This window comes from Paenibacillus sp. SEL3, from assembly GCF_054602585.1.
Genome location: NZ_CM137725.1, coordinates 2,848,556 through 2,867,115 on the forward strand (window position 1 = coordinate 2,848,556; position 18,560 = coordinate 2,867,115).

Annotated in this window: 17 protein-coding genes; 5 read left to right on the forward strand and 12 right to left on the reverse strand. The window is 43.3% G+C overall.

Annotated features, from left to right (window positions below):
* Positions 1-142 precede the first annotated feature (142 nt).
* The 3 genes from ACYCS5_RS13220 to ACYCS5_RS13230 all read left to right on the forward strand — a co-directional run bounded on the left by ACYCS5_RS13220 (position 143) and on the right by ACYCS5_RS13230 (position 3,613).
* Positions 143-1,150 (forward strand): acrylyl-CoA reductase family protein, encoded by a 1,008-nt coding sequence (locus ACYCS5_RS13220; RefSeq protein ID WP_459761182.1) that lies wholly within the window; start codon positions 143-145, stop codon positions 1,148-1,150.
* 257 nt (positions 1,151-1,407) lie between these two features.
* Positions 1,408-1,968: an RNA polymerase sigma factor gene (locus ACYCS5_RS13225; RefSeq protein WP_459761183.1), complete on the forward strand. Its 561-nt coding sequence runs from the start codon at positions 1,408-1,410 to the stop codon at positions 1,966-1,968.
* Positions 1,928-3,613 carry a DUF4179 domain-containing protein gene (locus ACYCS5_RS13230; RefSeq protein WP_459761184.1) on the forward strand — a complete coding sequence of 562 codons (1,686 nt, stop codon included), beginning with the start codon at positions 1,928-1,930 and terminating at the stop codon, positions 3,611-3,613. Before ACYCS5_RS13225 ends, ACYCS5_RS13230 begins: the two co-directional genes overlap by 41 nt.
* Positions 3,614-3,722: 109 nt before the next feature.
* On the opposite strand, the gene ACYCS5_RS13235 is transcribed toward ACYCS5_RS13230, so the two are convergent.
* The 10 genes from ACYCS5_RS13235 to ACYCS5_RS13280 form a co-directional block, all read right to left on the reverse strand.
* On the reverse strand, positions 3,723-4,547 hold the full coding sequence (locus ACYCS5_RS13235; protein ID WP_165145880.1) for a carbohydrate ABC transporter permease: 825 nt from the start codon (positions 4,545-4,547) through the stop codon (positions 3,723-3,725).
* Positions 4,547-5,413, reverse strand: coding sequence for a carbohydrate ABC transporter permease (locus ACYCS5_RS13240; RefSeq protein ID WP_165145877.1), 867 nt, complete (start codon positions 5,411-5,413; stop codon positions 4,547-4,549). The genes ACYCS5_RS13235 and ACYCS5_RS13240 overlap by 1 nt, the downstream gene beginning before the upstream one ends.
* A gap of 16 nt (positions 5,414-5,429) precedes the next feature.
* Positions 5,430-6,662 carry an ABC transporter substrate-binding protein gene (locus ACYCS5_RS13245; RefSeq protein WP_165146388.1) on the reverse strand — a complete coding sequence of 411 codons (1,233 nt, stop codon included), beginning with the start codon at positions 6,660-6,662 and terminating at the stop codon, positions 5,430-5,432.
* Positions 6,663-7,010: 348 nt separating this feature from the next.
* Entirely contained in the window at positions 7,011-8,393 is a 1,383-nt protein-coding gene (locus tag ACYCS5_RS13250) for a lanthionine synthetase C family protein (RefSeq protein WP_039271784.1), read from the reverse strand.
* Entirely contained in the window at positions 8,390-10,273 is a 1,884-nt protein-coding gene (locus tag ACYCS5_RS13255) for an ABC transporter ATP-binding protein (RefSeq protein ID WP_340845497.1), read from the reverse strand. The genes ACYCS5_RS13250 and ACYCS5_RS13255 overlap by 4 nt, the downstream gene beginning before the upstream one ends.
* Positions 10,273-13,416 (reverse strand): lantibiotic dehydratase, encoded by a 3,144-nt coding sequence (locus tag ACYCS5_RS13260; protein WP_459761185.1) that lies wholly within the window; start codon positions 13,414-13,416, stop codon positions 10,273-10,275. Before ACYCS5_RS13260 ends, ACYCS5_RS13255 begins: the two co-directional genes overlap by 1 nt.
* 67 nt (positions 13,417-13,483) lie before the next feature.
* The gene (locus ACYCS5_RS13265) at positions 13,484-14,251 is read right to left on the reverse strand and encodes an ABC transporter permease (protein ID WP_165145868.1); all 768 of its coding nucleotides are present in this window, start codon (positions 14,249-14,251) and stop codon (positions 13,484-13,486) included.
* Between the two features lie 13 nt (positions 14,252-14,264).
* Positions 14,265-15,059 carry an ABC transporter permease gene (locus ACYCS5_RS13270; RefSeq protein ID WP_029518679.1) on the reverse strand — a complete coding sequence of 265 codons (795 nt, stop codon included), beginning with the start codon at positions 15,057-15,059 and terminating at the stop codon, positions 14,265-14,267.
* Positions 15,056-15,784 carry an ABC transporter ATP-binding protein gene (locus tag ACYCS5_RS13275; RefSeq protein ID WP_029518680.1) on the reverse strand — a complete coding sequence of 243 codons (729 nt, stop codon included), beginning with the start codon at positions 15,782-15,784 and terminating at the stop codon, positions 15,056-15,058. The genes ACYCS5_RS13270 and ACYCS5_RS13275 overlap by 4 nt, the downstream gene beginning before the upstream one ends.
* A gap of 174 nt (positions 15,785-15,958) precedes the next feature.
* Positions 15,959-16,132, reverse strand: coding sequence for an FDLD family class I lanthipeptide (locus ACYCS5_RS13280; RefSeq protein ID WP_194362209.1), 174 nt, complete (start codon positions 16,130-16,132; stop codon positions 15,959-15,961).
* 465 nt (positions 16,133-16,597) lie between these two features.
* Here ACYCS5_RS13280 and ACYCS5_RS13285 point away from each other — a divergent pair, with 465 nt between their 5' ends.
* Together ACYCS5_RS13285 and ACYCS5_RS13290 are read left to right on the forward strand one after the other, a co-directional pair.
* Entirely contained in the window at positions 16,598-16,948 is a 351-nt protein-coding gene (locus tag ACYCS5_RS13285) for a hypothetical protein (RefSeq protein WP_165145865.1), read from the forward strand.
* Positions 16,897-17,340: an IS3 family transposase gene (locus ACYCS5_RS13290; protein WP_165145846.1), complete on the forward strand. Its 444-nt coding sequence runs from the start codon at positions 16,897-16,899 to the stop codon at positions 17,338-17,340. Before ACYCS5_RS13285 ends, ACYCS5_RS13290 begins: the two co-directional genes overlap by 52 nt.
* Here ACYCS5_RS13290 and ACYCS5_RS13295 read toward each other — a convergent pair.
* Positions 17,337-17,528, reverse strand: a complete 192-nt coding sequence (locus tag ACYCS5_RS13295; protein WP_165145843.1) for an ATP-binding cassette domain-containing protein — start codon at positions 17,526-17,528, stop codon at positions 17,337-17,339. The two genes, ACYCS5_RS13290 and ACYCS5_RS13295, sit on opposite strands and share 4 nt — an antisense overlap.
* 121 nt (positions 17,529-17,649) lie before the next feature.
* Entirely contained in the window at positions 17,650-17,823 is a 174-nt protein-coding gene (locus ACYCS5_RS13300; RefSeq protein ID WP_155271705.1) for an FDLD family class I lanthipeptide, read from the reverse strand.
* Positions 17,824-18,560: the final 737 nt, after the last annotated feature.

Sequence of the window (18,560 nt, forward strand, 5' to 3'; positions counted from 1 at the left end):
TATAATAGAATACGAGCCTGTGAGCATTGCCGCTGACAGGTTGTGAAAATTGTTGTACGCTTCCTAAGCATAATTCACGAATTAAAGAGGGAATATATAGGACATTCATAGGGTTAAAAGGTAATAAAGGAGGCTTTTACAGATGACTCAATCATTTCAAGCCCTTGTCGTCGATCAGACGCAGGACGGTGAAGTTCAAGCAGAGGTGCGTTCTCTGGAAGCTAGCAGTTTACCTGCTGGAGAAGTATTGATTCGTGTCGCTTATTCCAGCATCAACTATAAAGATGGGCTTGCTGCCCGCAAGGATGGCAATATCGTCAAATCCTATCCGTTCGTACCAGGCATAGATTGCTCGGGAACCGTCGTCTCTTCGGAGGATAGCCGCTTTAGCGAAGGACAAGCGGTGCTCGTTACCGGATACGGGCTGGGTGTGTCTCAATTCGGAGGATTCAGCCAATATGCACGCGTGCCTGCAGACTGGGTGGTTCCACTTCCAGACGGACTCACTCCGAGAGAGGCGATGATTTTCGGGACAGCCGGATTCACCGCAGCTCTGTCGTTATATCGGCTGGAACAAAACGGCGTTACTCCGGAGCAGGGGAAGGTACTCGTCACCGGAGCGACGGGTGGCGTAGGCGGGGCAGCTATTGCCTTGCTGAACAAGAGAGGTTACCATGTCGTAGCCAGCAGTGGCAAGGCCGATGCGTATGATTACCTCAAGGCGCTCGGAGCAGCCGAGGTTATTTCTCGCGAGGAGGTCTACGACGGCGCGGAGAGCATCCGCCCGCTGAGCAAGCAGCTTTGGCAAGCGGCTGTTGATCCTGTAGGGGGAAAGCCGCTCGCTTCGCTGCTCAGCCAGATCGCCTACAACGGCTCCGTTGCCGTGAGCGGTCTGACGGCAGGCACCCAGCTGCCTACGACGGTGCTGCCGTTTATTTTGCGCGGCGTAAATCTGCTGGGCATAGACTCTGTCTTCTGCCCATACGACACCCGCGTAGCGATCTGGAAGCGACTCGGTAGCGAATGGAAGCCAGAACAGCTGGAGCAGCTCGTTGAGCGCGAAGTCGGGTTGGCTGACCTACCCAGCGCGCTCGAAGACATCCTTGCAGCCCGCTCGCAAGGAAGAACGCTTGTACGGCTGGCTGACTAAGCAGAAAGATATCGGCAATCTATCTGTTAACCTGGTTTTGCGTGAGGAAATATTCATTCCGTAGGATCTAGCTTTGCAAAACATAAGAAGCCTGTAAATCTGAACTTTTGAGATTTACAGGCTTCTTTTTTCGTGTGATACATTTGAAGAAAAACAAAATATATTGAAGCGGACGGTTTACTTTTCGCAACCAAATGAACCTTTTTCTAACCTCAGTTGTTATATAGATAAACTGCACAAGAAAGGAGAGCACATCATTGGAGAGTAATCGAGAGTTGTTTGATTTGTACCAACGAGATGTATACCGAACCTGCTACTACATGGTACATAACGCCTCGGATGCAGAGGATTTAACGCAGGAAGTGTTTATCACCCTATTTCGCAGCAATCGTGAACAGATCGAACAACTAAAAGCCTGGATAATGAAAATTACGGTCAATCATTGTCTGAATTACCTTAAACGCCGGAAGAGCCTACATTTGAAAGTATCGTCTAATCCCTATTTATTTAGCGGGGCGGAAGGTAAGCCTGTGGACAGGCTGGTGGAAGAACGCGAATCGGCAGAGGAATGGGCCGTTTATATGAATCGCCTTCCAGCCAAAATCCGCGCTGTGCTGACCCTCCGCTATATGCATGATTTCACACTGGCAGAAATATCAAAACTGCTGGAAATTCCGCTGGGAACCGTCAAATCGAGGACTCATAAAGGGCTAAAGTTATTGGAGCAAATACTGCGGGATGCAGGTGTAGAAATTCCCGAGATGGAAGGAGAGAACTATGAACAACGTAGAAAAGGCATTGAAGCGCAAGTTAAATAATGATTCGGAAATGGCCTATCCTGACTTCGATGAGATGTGGAACCGGATGGAACAGACAGGGCATACTGCCCCTACGCTAACCGACACTTTCGATTCATTCACTCCGCACCGACATAGAAATTGGCGCAAAATAGCTATCGCCGCCTCTCTGAGTGCGCTTCTCGTTGCCGTTCCCGTCTATGCCGCCATCCATTATAATTGGGGCAATCTGCTGCACGGAAGAAGCGGCATTCAGACGGCACTAAATCAAGACCTTGGACAGCCCTTGGAGCAATCCGTAACCAGAGACGGAGTGAAGCTGACGCTGCATACCGCTATTGTCGATGAGAACCGGACCGTGATTCTGTACAGCTTGGAGGTCAGAAAACGGGCAGAGAACGAGTTTTGGAATGTCAAAGGCGTATCGCTAAAAGGTGCTGCGGGGGAAAGCAGTGCAGGGGAATATAACTTTCAGCAATGGGACCCGAAAAATCAACGGTACAACGGGTACTTTGAAAGTGACTGGACACCGCAGCAAGAAACAGAGAACGTGCAGCTAACCATAGATCATATAGAGCTCACCAGCGTTCAGGAACTGGATTTGCCGCTCGATATTCGGTCGCCTCAAATACAGACGTTCAAGCTGGAACGTAGCGGCTTACAAGATATGAAGGTACAGGTATTCGAACAAGGGAAGGATAAACTAATGCTGTCCTCAGCGATTACCTTCGATTCGTCCATACCAAAGAAATGGGACAATCCACAAATTATTGCCTACAAAGGCGACAAGCCTGTGATGTCGCAGCCTGGAGGGGCTTTTGGCAAACCCGGTGATAACGGGGAGTATACAGCACAGCAATATTTTTCCAAATCGGATATGCCGGAAGGACAGACTACCTTCAAACTTCAATATGCGCAAACCGAAAAAAGTATAAATGAACCTATAAAATTTGACCTGCAGCTAAGCAAGAAGAAGATGGAAAGCGGGACGATTAAAAGTGTGCTGAATATCCCACTGGAACAAGGCAATCGGAATGTTTTGCTAGAACAAATGATTGTCACACCTACGCAAATCCGTGTCACGCTCAGAAGCAAGGAGAAATTCGCCATGATACCTTATCAAAAGTACTTTCTTTCTGTGAACAGCACAACGTTAGAGGGTAACCGTTGGTCTTCACCTAATCAGGAACGCGATCTGTACACAATCCGTTTTGAAAGGCCGTCCAATCTTGTGATTACCAAGGACACTCCCATTACTTTTACAGGCAAATACAAGGTTACGACCCATTCGGATGACAAAACGCCTCAGCGTTTAACTGATATTTCTGAGCAAAAGCAGACGCTAACGACGCAAATCGGTGGTTATCCTGTGAAGTGGACCTACTACAAACAGGGATCCGACTTATTCGTAGAAACCGAAAGCGAGGACGCTCACTTTGGAGGGATTAACCAGACGCATATTGGCCTGGGTAAAGAACGGATTATCGGCAGGCCGATCACAGCCAATTTCGCCGGAGACGGCAATAACAAGGCAGTGGATGTCTACAAGAACTTCAAAGGGAAGGAAGCTTCTATCTATATGTTCTACTATACAACGGACGACCCGGAAGCAGAGACAACCGTACCCTTACAGCCTCTGACAAGCAACAGCGAAGCATCCAAATAGCAATGCTATAAAAAGAGGGTCCTCTATACCTGTGTGAACCGTGGTATAGGGAACCCCTTTTTATTTGTCTAGTAAAGCACAGTCTGCCTGAAGCTGTTGTACCCCTACCTTACTTCACTGAACCTTGCGTAACGCCATTGATAATCCATTTTTGTGCAATCAAATAGACAATAATCATCGGCAGCAAGGCCATTAGATACGAGGCAAAGGCCAAATTAAAGTCGGTATTGAACTGCCCCTGGAACACATACTGAACGAGCGGCAGTGTATACTGCTCCGCATCGCTGATAATAATGAGCGGCAGCAGGAAGTCGTTATAGGTGGACAGACAAGTGAGAATTCCCACCGTAGCACTAATCGGTGCCATCAGCGGGAATATAATGCGCCAAAATGTCCCCCATGTCGTCGCACCATCTACCGTGGCTGCCTCTTCCAATGCCACCGGAATGGAGCGAATATAACCCACATATACGAAGACATTAAACGCCAAACCATACACCGTATGCAGCATAATGAGACCCAACAAATTAGTCATATGAAGGCCCGAGGCCAGTTTTACAATCGGCAGCATGATGATCGGGAACGGTATAAACATGGCGCTCACAAAATAAAAATATAATCCCTTAAAAAATCGTCGCTGCATATTACGGGCAATCGCATAAGCGACCATCGAATTGGTTAGCAAAGTGAGTATGACCGTCGATGTCGTGACCATCACACTGTTTTGAAAAGCGCTGAAGAAGTTGGTCATTTCTACTGCACGACTAAAATTCTCCCAATGCAGCTCGGTCGGAAAGGCAAAGGCGGAATGCGCCATCTGCTCGGGATTTTTAAGTGCGATCGTCACCGTCATATAGAGGGGAAACAGGATAAATATTGTCCCCAACGCTACCAGAAGCAGCACAGGCCAGTTGGTAAGTCTGCTTGTTTTCATCAGTTATCCATCTCCCTTCTCTGGAGGAATCGCAGCTGTAAGATGGAAATGATCGCGATCACAATAAAGTAAATAACAGAGTTAGCCGACTGATAAGCAAATTCTCCGCCTCTAAATCCCCCGGTGTATATCAGGTGGGAAATCGACTGGGTGGCCCGTCCCGGCCCACCATTCGTCAAAGCCACGATCTGATCGAACACCATCAGAGAATTTTTCATCGCCAATACCATATTGATCGTAAAAAACGGTGCAATTAGCGGAAAGGTAATGCTCCAAAATTCGCGCCATTTACCCGCACCGTCCAGGTTGGACGCCTCATACAGACTTGTCGGAATGGTTTGCAGCCCGGCCAGATAGAGAATCGTATTAAAGGCAATTCCCTGCCATACAGCTACGATGACAACTCCTACCCAAGCCAGTTGTTCACTGCCCAAAATGTTCGTCGACAATGAGGTAATACCTAAATTCTGCCCCCAAATCGTAAACACGTTCGAGAACAAGTAATTGAATATGTAACCCACGATCAACACGCTCAAAATATTAGGCAAAAAATAAATACCCCGGAAAAAGTTACGAAACCGTATTTTAGCATTCAGCCCTAGCGCAATCAGCAAACTAAGGATATTAGTCGCAATGGTAACCACAATCGCAAATTTGAAAGTAAACCAGTATGCGTTCCCCACATTGTCGTCCTGAAACAAATTAATATAGTTCTTAAACCCGACAAAGTGATACTGATGACCAAAGCCGTTCCAGTTCGTAAGCGAATAATAAAAGCCCTGCAAGGCAGGCAAGGTCAAAAATATAAAAAACAATAGCACCGCTGGCACCGTCATCCAGTAAAAAGTCGTTAGTCGCTTATTCATGTCTCCTCCTCCTCTCCTATCGGCGGTTAGCTACCTTATCCCATTCACGGTCGAGCTTGGCCAGATAAGCGTCGATGTCTCTGTTTTGCAGGAAGGCCTGCACAATAGAATTCAATTGGACCGCTTTGGGAATATAGTGATCGGCAAAATCAACGACTCGGCCCGATTTAAAATACGGCAACAGCTCCGCCACACTCGGATCATCCTGCGTAACTCCCTTCACCGCCGAAAACAGCGTTTGCTCTGTAATGTACTGCTTGCTATTCTCCGGCTTCAATAAGAAGGCAATGAACTCCTCGGCTTCCTTTTTATGCGGAGTGCTCTCCGATACGGCTAATAGTGTATCTATACCGGACACCAGCTTGACCGCCTTTTCGTCATTCCCTGTCGGTAATGGGAAAAACCCAAGCTCCACTTTCGGGTTGGCTTTGCGAATTTCAGATATGGCCCACGAGCCCTGAATGTACATCAATCCCTGCCCGTTAGCGAAAGCACGATTACCGTCGGCATAGTTTTTGCCAAAATTATCACCATGTCCGTATTTCAGTAGCTCCAGCTGCTTTTCCGCAACCTCGCGGTACTTGTCCTGAAAAGTGACCTGATTTTCACGCCGTTGCAGGAAAAAATCAATGCCCACCAGATTCGGGCCCAGCGCATTAAAGGGGAGGTTTGTTTGCCAATCATCTTTATATGTAAAATAGAAAGGAATTTTGCCAGCAGCCTTGATCTTTTGCGCCGTTGCAATCAGCTCATCCCACGTTTTGGGCACCTGTAATCCCATTTCCTTAAAAAGCGTTTTGTTATACATCACACCATTCGCATTCGCAGCATAAGGAATTCCATACACGGGATCGACCCCGGTTACATCCTTAAGCATTTTGAGGTAAATCGGATCAATCGTACGTGGCAATTCTGTATTCGCCAGATCCGTAAAAATACCGCTTTGTGCCAAAATGGAGTAGGTGTCGGTGGCCCCAAGCCCTACAATGTCAGGTACATCGTTTTTGACAACCCGGGTCAATAACACGGTCTCTGCCTCTGGCGGGTTGACCTGCGTCACTTCAATACCGGGATGTTCCTGATTGAATTGAGAGATTAGCTTATCAAAAGAACCCTTGGCCTCCGGCTTGTTTTGAAAGAATTCAATTTTCACCTTACCTGAATCATCGCCCTTGTTGCATGCGCTTACAATGATCGCTAGTAGCAGAATCGCCGCTAGTGTAGACAGCTTTTTGACCCCATTCCACATGCTCATACCTCCTTTTCCCCTATGTCAATCTATGCGGGACTAGACAATTAATACCCGTCCCTTATGGAAAAGAAACGATACACCGTGTTTGGCGGTTATATAGTAAAAGGGTACTCATCTTCGCTGTTGTTTTTCTGTTTTGTTCAGGTATTGGGTTATTGAATGGGAGTACAACAATACTGCCTTGGGATTCCATGTAAGTGGAACCAACTTGAAGGATGCTAATGAAAATACCTTGAGTCTCAGGAGGAATTAGTATGTTAAAAAAGATCCAACCGGCCTTCAAACGGTCGATTGGATCTTTTCTTACTTTTATTATGTTCAGGTTAGGGAATAACATGACATATCTTAGCGAATTAGAAGAGCAGCGTCCCAATCCGGATTTTCATTTCCTATCAATGAAGCCAACACCAAGGCAACTCCAGCACTTCCATTCAGAAAGCCAGCCTCATCTACTTCTGCTAGCCTCCCATCCAATAGGCTATGATCATAAAAGCCAAACGCCGAATTAGTATCGAACATATCCAGCACTTCTTCTAGTAGCCTGTCTCGCATCATACCTAACTGCTCATGGCCCGTATCTGAATACATACGCTGGATCAGATGCAACAATCCCCCAATACCATGACACAATGTCGCAGAAGATAGTCCTCCTTTACGATAGAGCCTTTTTTCTATATCCAAGTATGCACGTAGTCCCGTTTCGATCCAATCTTTATTTTGAAGAGCTTGTCCCGCCAGCCAGATCGAACGTGCAATGCCTGGTACGCCATAACACCAGGAATCACGATAATACTGCGTGCTTTCAGGCTGCAGACGGTTATCCACCCATTCCTCAAGGGAAACACGCCCAGGCCAAATCACGCCCTCAGTATCCTGAACACGCCAATGATGTATAAATTGTGACAGTCTGTTGATATCGCCCACTAAAGGGAGGGAGTCGGCTCCATTAAGAGCAGACAGGCTCAGAAAAGCTAATGGACCCGCGATACCATGCGAAAGTCCTAAATTAAAATTTCCCTGCGGATATTGTTTCTTTTCATTCTCTTGAAATTGATTCTCCGTGGTAATATACCATCCAGGTACAGGATGTCCATTCCAAGTACGGTCGCTGCACATTATCTGAAACAATTCAATCGTCTGGTTCCATATGGTATGCATAGTCGGGCGGTCAGAAAATAACATGGCGATGCGTCCGATCCCTGTAAAGCCTGATATGGCGTCATACTGGCTCATTTGTAATTGTCCTCTTCCCCATTCCTCCCGACATAGGGCCAAGCTATGTAAAGCAGCCTCTTCGAACCAGGAGGCAAGGGAATCAAGCATTCCTTGATAACGTGTGCCCTTCCTGGATAAAGAGTAAATAGCCAGCAAAATACCTGATAATCCACTATACAGGGATAAGTCATGGACACCCTTTTGCTCCACGATCATACGAATTCGCTCTAAATATTGGTGTCCTACAATATCCCAACCATCCTCAGGGTATAGTCGATCCAACTGACCCATTAACAAACAGATGCCCGTGAACCCACTTCCCAAACTTCCATCTGACCAACGGTCCATCTTCATCCCATCAGCCTCTATCGGGGGCGTTTTTTTCATATACATACGCACTTGATCGGGGTCTTTGTAACGATTGGAAATCTCTTGTAAGATTACAGTTACTTTATCCTTCATATCCAAATTAATGGGTATCCATTTATCACAAATATATGAAGTCGTCGTCATCCTAGCACCCTCCCTCCGCTTTCAATTAAGGAAGCTTCTTCATCGAATGAGCTGGCCTGAATGTTGTACATCTCTGCGTATAGCCCATTGAGTAACATCAGCTCCTTATGTGTTCCCTGCTCCACAATTAAACCATTGTCCATTACCACAATTTTATGTGCCAGACGTGCTGATGAAATCCGATGAGTAATAAAAATACCAATGCTATCCTTCATCAACTCCAAAAATAATACCAACAAATCCTGTTCTGCCACAGGATCCAAGAAGGAACTTGGCTCATCCAAAATATACACATCTGCTTTACGCAGGAAAGCCCGTGCGATTGCTATTCGCTGCCATTGGCCTCCTGAGAGTTGGTAGCCATCCTCAAACCATTTACCAAGCTGTGTGTCCAAACCTTGTGGAAGTTTGGCTATAATCTGGTCTATAGCTGCGCACTGGGCTGCATGGATGAGCTCCTCATCCTGCTTCATAAGCCCTAATGATCCAAACCCAATGTTATGACGTGCTGACATTTCATAATGCATGAAATCTTGAAACACGACTCCAATTTTGTCTTGAACCTGCTGCAGATCATAATCCTGAACGGGACGGTCGTTAATTTTAATGACGCCACTATAATCAGAATAAAGCTGCATCAGGATCTTCATAAGCGTCGATTTTCCTGATCCATTTTTCCCTACAATGGCTATCGTTTGTCCTTTAGTCATTGTTAAATGCATGTCCTGAATAGAAGCCTTCGATTGACCCGGGTACGTAAAGGAAACCCCTTCAATTGAAATTTGTTCAATGCAAAATCCGGTGCTGCTCTTTGGGTGATCCAGAAGTGCCTGTTCCTTTTGACGCCGAATGGGGTCCGATGTAGGCAACTGTAGAAATACAAATAACTGCTCCATATACAAATTATTTTGTGAAAATTGGACAATACCTTGGATTAGTGCCTGCATTTGACTTTGGGTTAGCATAATCGCTTGAATATAACCATATAAGTTCCCTATTAATATTTTTTTCACAAAGGTTTCCTGGATTGCCATCCATACTATCCATAACAGAACAGAAAGTTCAAGCAAACTGTACAGGAAAGTAATTCTAACTCTTTTGCCCAATATACGCCTGTCTTCTACAAAAAATCTTTGCAGTAAATTCTCATATCTTTTTAGTAAATAAGGACCCAAATTAAAAATCTTCACTTCTTTGACCGCACGATCATTTGTAAGCAAATAGGTCATATACCATGACTGTCGATATAACGGGGTACGATTCATATAGATTTCAAACTGTTCTTTGTTTAACTTAAAAATCGAGTAAACCGACACCAGTGAAATCACAAATAGAATAACCACAACCCACCATTTCCATAAGAAAAGTAAAACTGCCGAAGACAGCATGGTAACTAGACTAGATAAAATACCAGCCATTTGTGTATATAATTGGTAAGGTCGATAGGAAGCTTCTTGGGAAGCCCGCTTTAGCTGGTCGTTGATTTGAGAATTTTCATAATCCGCCAGTCCCAAGTAGCCTGATTTTTCTCCAATCATGATATTTAATGACTTGGACAGCACAGATTCAAGGACGCCCTCTACATAACTCTGACTCATCGTAACTAGACTTTTTAAAACGTGAATAAATATAAAGAGACCAAATTGTAGCATAATTATAGAGATATCATGAGGACTAGAAGAAACAATACTATTAAGTAAATTTTGCATGATAACCAAAGTAAGTACGGGCATCACACCTTGAATGATATGCAAAAAAATGCTAGAAAGCATATAGACCTTATTCATGTTAAATACTAAGGCAAAAAGCTTAAGCCCTTGACGTACAGACTTCCATATGGAAGAAGTCCTCCGATCTGTACTTTTTTGTACGCTACTCATTAGCGATTCCCCCGATATTGAACCAGGCTGTTCATAGCATGTCTGGCCATGATCATTATTTTGCGCTCCCGATCCCTGTCAATTCCAATTAATCGGTTCAAATGCATATGGATCACACTGTATATAATATCCTCTCTTGTATTGGTAGCCCCCCCCTCCCGTTCCTGCTCATGGAGTATATAATTATATTGCTCTACTGCTTCTTTTCTTGCATAAAAAATATTTTCTATGGATTCGCGACTGGATGCAGTCGAAGCTGTCATTTCCTGATCCGATCCCATCCATTGTAAAAAGAACTTCCGTTCCCTGCGAAAGTCTTTCAAATAGTCTTTGAGGTCAAATTGACGATTTAAGAATTGAAACGCACTTTCCTCATAGTAACCAAACTGGTAGAGAAGATTGATCACACTTAAAATAGCTATAACGTCCTTCTGTAAAGAAGTCTGGTTGAATCTAATGAGACGTACCAATTTGGCTGTCACTTCACTGTCACAAGAAAACATTCGTTCTGCCCACATCATGAGCTTCTTTCCACCGTAACGCTCTACTTCTGGCTCATAGGTATCGATTACAACTCTGGATATCATGCCTTCATTTAAAAGCATCTCTGTCCATTGATGAAACACGGGAAGAAACAAGTTTCCCTCCTGAAACTCCGGTAGCTTAAACCGGACACGAATATGTTTATCTGGATCAGCGTATCGGATAAAGTACCCCTGAAGGATGTTACCGTCCTCTTGATGCTTCCGCACAAATTCATCCCAATAACCACCAATAAACTCATCTTGGCGACTGTTCATACCATATAATTTGGCATAGAACCAAGGACCACCAGGAAGATAAGTACAGGTTGCCTCTGAGGAAAGGCGACTTGTATCCTCATGCCTTCTATCTAGTGTGGCAGCAACTTCCTCCTCAAAATGGTTCGTTGCTACAGCCTGTTTACGTATAAATGGAAATACAAATTCAGCCGCCAAGCGTCCACTGTTACGAGAGACTGGCGTTTCACCGACTTCACCTATGTGTTCGATTAAAGTAACTTTTCCTTTGGATTGAAGATCTCTACAAACCTGTTCAACATGCAATGGATGATTCATATCCAACAGGATTCGATTATCTAATTCAATCATATATACATAACGTGGCAGATTCCATTCTTTTTGGAATTTATACACTGAATTTTCCAAATCAATCATATTCTTGGATGGGCTAGTTGCCGCATCCCATGTCATTCTCCATGTAGCCGGATTGAGAATGACATGCTTATATCTTAGACGTGGGGTAAAAGGAGCATGGGTGGCGAATCCCCACTCCATAGATGACCAATGGCGATAACCATCCTCACTGACCTCCAAAAGAAAACGATGTATGTTAGGAGTCAATTCAGCATTGAGCATATGTCCAGCCCTAGCAATGACCTCACGATTGCGACTTATCGACTTCAAATAAAAATGATCATTACGTACCCCAACAGCAAGGTCTGAAACATGTATCTGTTGTTCCTTTGGCAGGGTATGATTGGTTCCTATTGCGATTTCATAGGGGCGAGTCTGCTTCGTTAATACTACGTTTGCCGATCTTCCCGAACTGGGTAAATACGATATTTCGGCTAACAGCTTTTCAGGCTGTAACCGTTGCTCTTCCGATTGAATGCTGGAGAACATATCAGTAAAAGGCTCGTCAAACAAATCCAGAAATCTCCCGAACGTCTTTCCCGCCCCGTCTGACCCCTGATTAGGTGCCAGAAGTAAAGTATACTCGCCACGATCTACAGCCTGCTGATCAGGGGCGACCAACTGAAAAAACAATTCCATAGAAGGTGCTGCCAACCATTTGCCTGATTTCTGCCCTTTTAACATTTCGTCTATCATGGCATCTGTAAGTACCACTTCATGTTTTCCTTCATGGATGCAAGATACGAACCATTGAAATAAAAGCTTCTCCTGATGTGATCTCGACTGGGACGGTGACATGTTTTGAAGCCGTGTTCGGTTACTCAATGGATGTTTGTAGCCTGCCGGAGCACCCATCCCTGTATCCTCATCAAGAAGCTCCAGCAAAGGAACCTCCCGATATGGACCATACTTTTCCAAAAATTCCATACAAAATTCATCCAAAGGTCTATTCTCTCGCGACGAAAGCTTAGTTAGTAATTCGGCAACACATTCAACATCCTTACGGATACATTGGGGAAGAACAACTCCTCGATCCTCCAGGGAAAGGTCGATTTGCAAGCTTGATTTTGCACTGAACATTTTGCCCATCTTTCGTCTTAAATGCTCCAACGAATCTTCCCCTTGGCCTATAGGGAGACGATTATATTTATTAATATTATCCGCGATGTTATTAAAATTCTCTTTTAACTCATCAATACCCGTTACTAATTTCAAGACGGATCGTATATGATCCAGAGGTTCGGTAGTAGTGGTAGGAGGAATAAGCTCAGATATCAAAAACTCTTGCTCAAATAGCTGCCATACATAACGGTCAATTGTCTCGATATCAGCTCTTTCAAATGTCTTATGTAGATGGTTGACCAGTTCCTGATAAGGTATGAGGGTCGAACTTGCTTCCATCACACAATCAAATACCTGAGTCGCACGAACGGACACACTCTGATCTTCTCCACCGACTATACTGCCGCATCTTGTCGTGTAGGGAACTTTAGCCCGGTTACCCTGACGATAAATTAATGTATTACGCTGAACCCGCAGCTGGCGGACAACCTCCTTACTGCTTGTGACCATTTCAACGGCTTTCATTAGCCATTCCATGTCCGGTCTTGCACGCTTTCGATACATATCTGGCTCTTGTAAAATGAGCTGAGACTGCTCTCCAAATTGTCCGTAAGTGACTCCAGATAACAATCCGAACGGCGTAGGCCGTGTAGCCATTCTAGTGATATAACGCATAAAGGATTTGATAACTTGTTCCTGTTTGCGCGGATTGTCCTGATCGCTGATATGTACTAAAGATTCAAGCAGAGTAGGGCTGGAGGCAGCTAACGCTTCACGAATAAATGGATTACGAGATAATTCCGTAAGACGATTTATTGCAACTTGTCTGATTCCTTCAGTCTCTCCGACATTGGTTAGAAAGCATTTTCCGAACTCTTCCATAGGTAGCACAGGAGTACGAAGCATAAAAAAATCCAAGGTTTTATAAAGATGCTCTTCCATTCCCATTAAACCTCCGTTCTAAGCCAAACGTTTAAATTGTTTTCTTTTGCCAACGAACAAAGCTAATAGTCGAACAAATCAATATAATCACGATTAGACACATCCAAAATCTGGTAGATCCATCTACTCTTAAAGCAAGCATAATTTGCTGGAAAGGATCTATTAACATCACAAGTGGCTTGTAAAATGGGTAGATAAACATAGATATAAATAAAATAGAAATAAACGAGAATAAAGGTCTGGATATGAACAAACACACTGCACTACTTAGCATGAGCTTTGCCAGGCAAACCAACGTTAATACCAAATAAAACACAAGTGTATATGACATAGCATCTAATGAGGTGGAAGCCTCTGCTGAGCCGTATTTAAAAAAGGTTAAGCTGCGGGGAAAAATAGTCCAACCAGCCAGTATGCCTATGAGCAAGGCTGTACCCGTAAAAACGATCGTCGTGACCGATAATGCGAACAGTTTTCCAAGCCAAAATTGAAAGCGACGGTATGGACGCAGTACATATAAACGATACGCCCCGGAGTGAATATCCCCGCTTAACTGATCCACATACAAAATAGGCAACAATGCCAGGATCAGAAATAGGGAAATTTCACTCATCATAAGCCACGGCAAGTTCAGATTATTAACAGTGGCAATCCCTTCGCCAAAGCGGAATTTCATTGTTCCACTAATTTTAAGACTGACAATATTCGCAATAACCATCAATAGAAAAATTGTATATAATAAAAGAGTAGATCTTCGATTCCATATTCGTTCCATTTCACTTCGCCAAATTCCTAGCATAAGAAAAATCCTCCTAATACAAATAATCATCCTTGGTAAAACGACGATATGCTCCCCATGTAAAAAGGATTAGATATAAAATAACAACGGTGGCAATCGCCCCATTTGCAGACAGGTTTCCGGATAAGGATGTCTTCAATCCTCTATACTGCATATAAGGAATAAATAAAAAGACTATAAGATCATGTATGTAGGGAATATGAGAAAATAGAGATGCTAATTTAAGATATAAGCCATCGAACAGCAAGGAGAACAGATTATAGGTCGTACAAATACCAATTGCATGGGTTACACTCTTGCTACACATGGCAATATAGGAATACAGACAGCCAATAGCCATAAGTGAGACAAAAGCCTTTGCATAATATTGAAATACATACATTATAAGCTCTCCATATTGCCTTGTTTCGCCTTCAGAATAGGGAAATCGCCATACTCCGACACCCCAAAGAGACAGACCCAATATAAGTAAGAGTAATAGAACAGAAACCTGTAAAACCAATAGCTTGCTCCAGAAAATCTGTCCCCGAGTAAAACGCCGCATGAAGATTAGACGCAACTGTCCACCCCGAAATTGCTCCGTATATAGAGTCGCTACTAATGCAGCTACAGCAATATTGCATATTAAAAACAAATTTTCTTGCAGGCCTATAATGACAAAGACTTTGGACAACACTTCTACCGAAGTCTTGAGATACAAAAAATAGCTGGCTGTGGAATAAGCGAGTACAGGGGTACATAAAATCAGAAGCCAGAACCATTTTCTGCTATACAATCTCTCGAACTCACTGTAAATGAGTGTCTTCATAATCCCATTAGCTCCATAAAAGCATCCTCTAGCCGTTGACCTTCCTCAACCAATTGATCTGCGGGTCCCTTCCAAACTAGCGTTCCTTCTTTAATCACAATTAATTCGTCACACATTTGCTGCAACTCATCCAGCAGATGGCTGGAGATAAAAAATGCATAATTTTCTGAATTTCGCAAACGAAGGATAATATCTCTCAACTCCCTCATTCCCATAGGATCGAGACCATTGGAAGGCTCATCGAGCAGCAGTAGCTCCGGGTTACCCAGCATAGATTGGGCAATGCCCAAGCGTTGCTTCATGCCCAAAGAATAAGTTTTCACCCTGTCGTCTCCACGCAAATCCAGGCCTACTCTTTCTAACAATTCCTCTATATGCTTTTCCCGATCGGAAGATTTAATATTCGGATGCAACCGAGACAAATTACGCAGCACCTGTTTACCCGTCATATAATCAAAAAAGACCGGGGACTCAATGATAGCGCCTACTTTGGAGAGCGCCTTTTCCCGATCCGCCTGTACGTCATATGAAGCTATTCTTACAGAGCCACTGGTTGAATGCATTAACCCCGTCATGATCCGCATCATTGTTGTTTTCCCGGCTCCATTCGGTCCAATGAAACCATATATTTTCCCCTTTTCAAGCTCGAAGGAAATGTCACTTAATAAAGCCCGTTTCCCCATTTTTTTGGATACTTTTTCAACTTTCAATAAGACATCCGACATTACACTTTCCCTCCATTACTAAATCCAAATATAAGGATGCCTCTGATATTCACAACCAGGAAACCAAAGGTTTTCTCAAAGAAGAAGAAGGGACTTCAAGGTCCCTCCTCCTTTGCTAAATTAAATAGTTATCCAATATAAAGGTTTTGCAAGTTGCAAAACAACTAAAATTTATTAACAAAGTGTTCCTAAATTACTGAAGCAAGGTGAACATGTCTCAACACAAGTTTGGGATGTATTACCGCCACCACAGCCGATAGAGCAATTCCAAATACTCCAAATTTTAGGCTCTACAGAACCTTGAGATTTGTTTACTTGAACGTCCAGATCAAATAAGTTTTCAGCCATTGCATTCCCCCCTTTCATTTAGATATACCATCAGCCTTCAGCGAGGTTCATGTTTACCCCGCCAAAGCCTTCCTTCTCGCAATAGAAGAGAAGGATTTTATATGAACAACACCCCGACCAGATCGTCACCTACTCGAAATATTGCCATATATCACGTAGACAACCGTATGTATGATCTTTGTTGATAACAAACACTTCATCTAACAATGATTTATATCTTCCTTACAAATAAAAGAATATCACATGTTGCAAAATGTAAATCTATTACTTTATATGTAAACATACATAACAAAAAATCATTAATACCAATTTATTTTAATATATGGTTATTCTATTTCCACTCTCTCATTCTCTTTACCATACAAAAAAGGGGACTGATCCCATAACGTGAGACACATCAAGACACCTTCAAGAGAATCAAGCCATGTCGTAAGATATGGAGATAACCTTGGAGGTGTTTTTACGTTGGCAACGAGAGTGAGTTATCCCTTAGAAATAAAGATGAAAGCGATTGAAATGAGATTGGCAAGAGTTCCGGTAAGAGGGGTTATGAAGCAACTGGGAATACGGAATAAGACACAGCTAGAAACATGGATGAGGTGGTATCGAAAAGGCGAAGTGCATCGTCTGGAGCAGCCTGTAGGTAAACAATACAGCTACAGAAAAGGTCCGGAACACTCTTCGGAGCTTGAAAAAGTAAAGGAGAATCGGTTCCTGAAGCAGCAATTGGACCTGCTAAAAAAGTACAAGGAACTGGAAAGGAGGTGGAACCAGAAGTCGCCGTGGCCTGGATCGAATCCATTCGAGACGAAGTGACGGTGTCTGAGGCTTGTACATGGCTCGGGATCGCAAGAGCGACCTACTACCGCTGGAAAGCAACTATGGAGACAAAGCGCACAGATGCTACGGTGGAGAAAATCCGGGAGCTTTGCATCCATCATAAGTTTCGGTATGGTTACCGGAAAATCACCGCACTCCTTCGGGCAGAGCAAAGAATGAATCACAAACGAGTTCAGCGGATGATGCAGCGTGAGGGGCTACAGTGCCGCGTGAGAATGAAGAAACGAAAGGTCACTGGGCAGCCTGCAGCCTGCTTATCCAGCAGAAAATCTGCTGAAGCGGCAATTCCTTGCAGAGGCGCCCCTGCAAAAGCTCGTTACGGACATCACCTATTTACCGTTTGGCGGAAAGATGTTCTACTTCTCTAGCATTCATGCCCGCTTGTAGGATGCATCAACCCTATCATCATGCGCATCAACGTCGTTTTCCCTACTCCATTTGGACCAATAAAACCATATATCTTTCCTTTGTCAAGCTGAAAGGAAGAATCGTGAGTTACTTGACGCTTCCCAATCACTTTAGTGATTTGCTGAACCTCCATAACAACATTAGGCATTCTTTTTCTCCTTCCAAATCTATCATAATTGAGGGGAAGGATGGGACTAAAAAGACCCCTTCCTTCCATTTTTCACTCTAATTCGATTAGGATTCGAGTTCAAATTCCATGGTTACACTGTTCAACACAATGCTCCAATATTAGAAAAACATTTTACACCTGCTGTTTCAGCACAAGTGTTGGCTGTTCCGCCGCACATTCCGGTGCATTGCCACGCCAAACTTGTTACTTGAGGTTCTACTGAACCTTTAGACTTGTTAATTTGTACATCCAAATCAAAAATATTGTTTTCCATTTTTCCCAAACTCCTCTCGATATTCATCTTTAATAATAAATACAATAATTTTGTGTAATCTAGGAAGCTAATTTATATGAAAGATATCTCAACAGATCGTCACCTATTGAAGCATCCCCATATGACATTTTCTTTATATGGTTAGACACTTTATTCAGGCATTATGCCGAAAAAAATCCTGCAAATGACTAATCAAAACTCCTTGTATCGAGTAAAAAGAAATATATATACTAATACATAATTATATATAGTTAAATTATGTATTATTTAAAACCTATTTGGTAACTAATTTTTTATGAATTCAAGATTGGAAGATATACTTCAATATTCAAGATGCATAAAAGGCCTTGATCCAACTTTGATGCGTGTCCTAAAAGTACACGAAAACGACTTTGGGAGTAAGATATAGCGAAGTCCGCTTTACAACCTGGCAACAAGCAAGTCTAGTAAGGGATTATAAATACCTATTGTAGATGGATCCTTTCTTGATGGACGAAATCATTTCATACCGAGTACTCGCTCGGTCGCGGTCTTGAAGCTCAAATGAGCCTTAAATTTCATTCACTTGAACGTCCAGATCAAATAAGTTTTAGAACCACACCCTGACCAGATCGTTATTCAAGTAATTTCCATATATGACAATACGGAAAATCTTATGTATGATCTTAGTTGACATTATAAAAATTTATCTAACAGTGATTATTTTCTTCTTACAAATAAAACAATATCACATGTTT

Bases quoted from the DNA above. Each gene is read 5' to 3' on its own strand.
- ACYCS5_RS13220 (WP_459761182.1), top strand. From the start codon at position 143: ATGACTCAATCATTTCAAGCCCTTGTCGTCGATCAGACGCAGGACGGT.
- ACYCS5_RS13230 (WP_459761184.1), top strand. From the start codon at position 1,928: ATGAACAACGTAGAAAAGGCATTGAAGCGCAAGTTAAATAATGATTCG.
- ACYCS5_RS13235 (WP_165145880.1), bottom strand. From the start codon at position 4,547: ATGAAAACAAGCAGACTTACCAACTGGCCTGTGCTGCTTCTGGTAGCG.
- ACYCS5_RS13240 (WP_165145877.1), bottom strand. From the start codon at position 5,413: ATGAATAAGCGACTAACGACTTTTTACTGGATGACGGTGCCAGCGGTG.
- ACYCS5_RS13245 (WP_165146388.1), bottom strand. From the start codon at position 6,662: ATGTGGAATGGGGTCAAAAAGCTGTCTACACTAGCGGCGATTCTGCTA.
- ACYCS5_RS13250 (WP_039271784.1), bottom strand. From the start codon at position 8,393: ATGACGACGACTTCATATATTTGTGATAAATGGATACCCATTAATTTG.
- ACYCS5_RS13255 (WP_340845497.1), bottom strand. From the start codon at position 10,273: ATGAGTAGCGTACAAAAAAGTACAGATCGGAGGACTTCTTCCATATGG.
- ACYCS5_RS13260 (WP_459761185.1), bottom strand. From the start codon at position 13,416: ATGCTTCGTACTCCTGTGCTACCTATGGAAGAGTTCGGAAAATGCTTT.
- ACYCS5_RS13265 (WP_165145868.1), bottom strand. From the start codon at position 14,251: ATGCTAGGAATTTGGCGAAGTGAAATGGAACGAATATGGAATCGAAGA.
- ACYCS5_RS13270 (WP_029518679.1), bottom strand. From the start codon at position 15,059: ATGAAGACACTCATTTACAGTGAGTTCGAGAGATTGTATAGCAGAAAA.
- ACYCS5_RS13275 (WP_029518680.1), bottom strand. From the start codon at position 15,784: ATGTCGGATGTCTTATTGAAAGTTGAAAAAGTATCCAAAAAAATGGGG.
- ACYCS5_RS13280 (WP_194362209.1), bottom strand. From the start codon at position 16,132: ATGGCTGAAAACTTATTTGATCTGGACGTTCAAGTAAACAAATCTCAA.
- ACYCS5_RS13295 (WP_165145843.1), bottom strand. From the start codon at position 17,528: ATGCCTAATGTTGTTATGGAGGTTCAGCAAATCACTAAAGTGATTGGG.
- ACYCS5_RS13300 (WP_155271705.1), bottom strand. From the start codon at position 17,823: ATGGAAAACAATATTTTTGATTTGGATGTACAAATTAACAAGTCTAAA.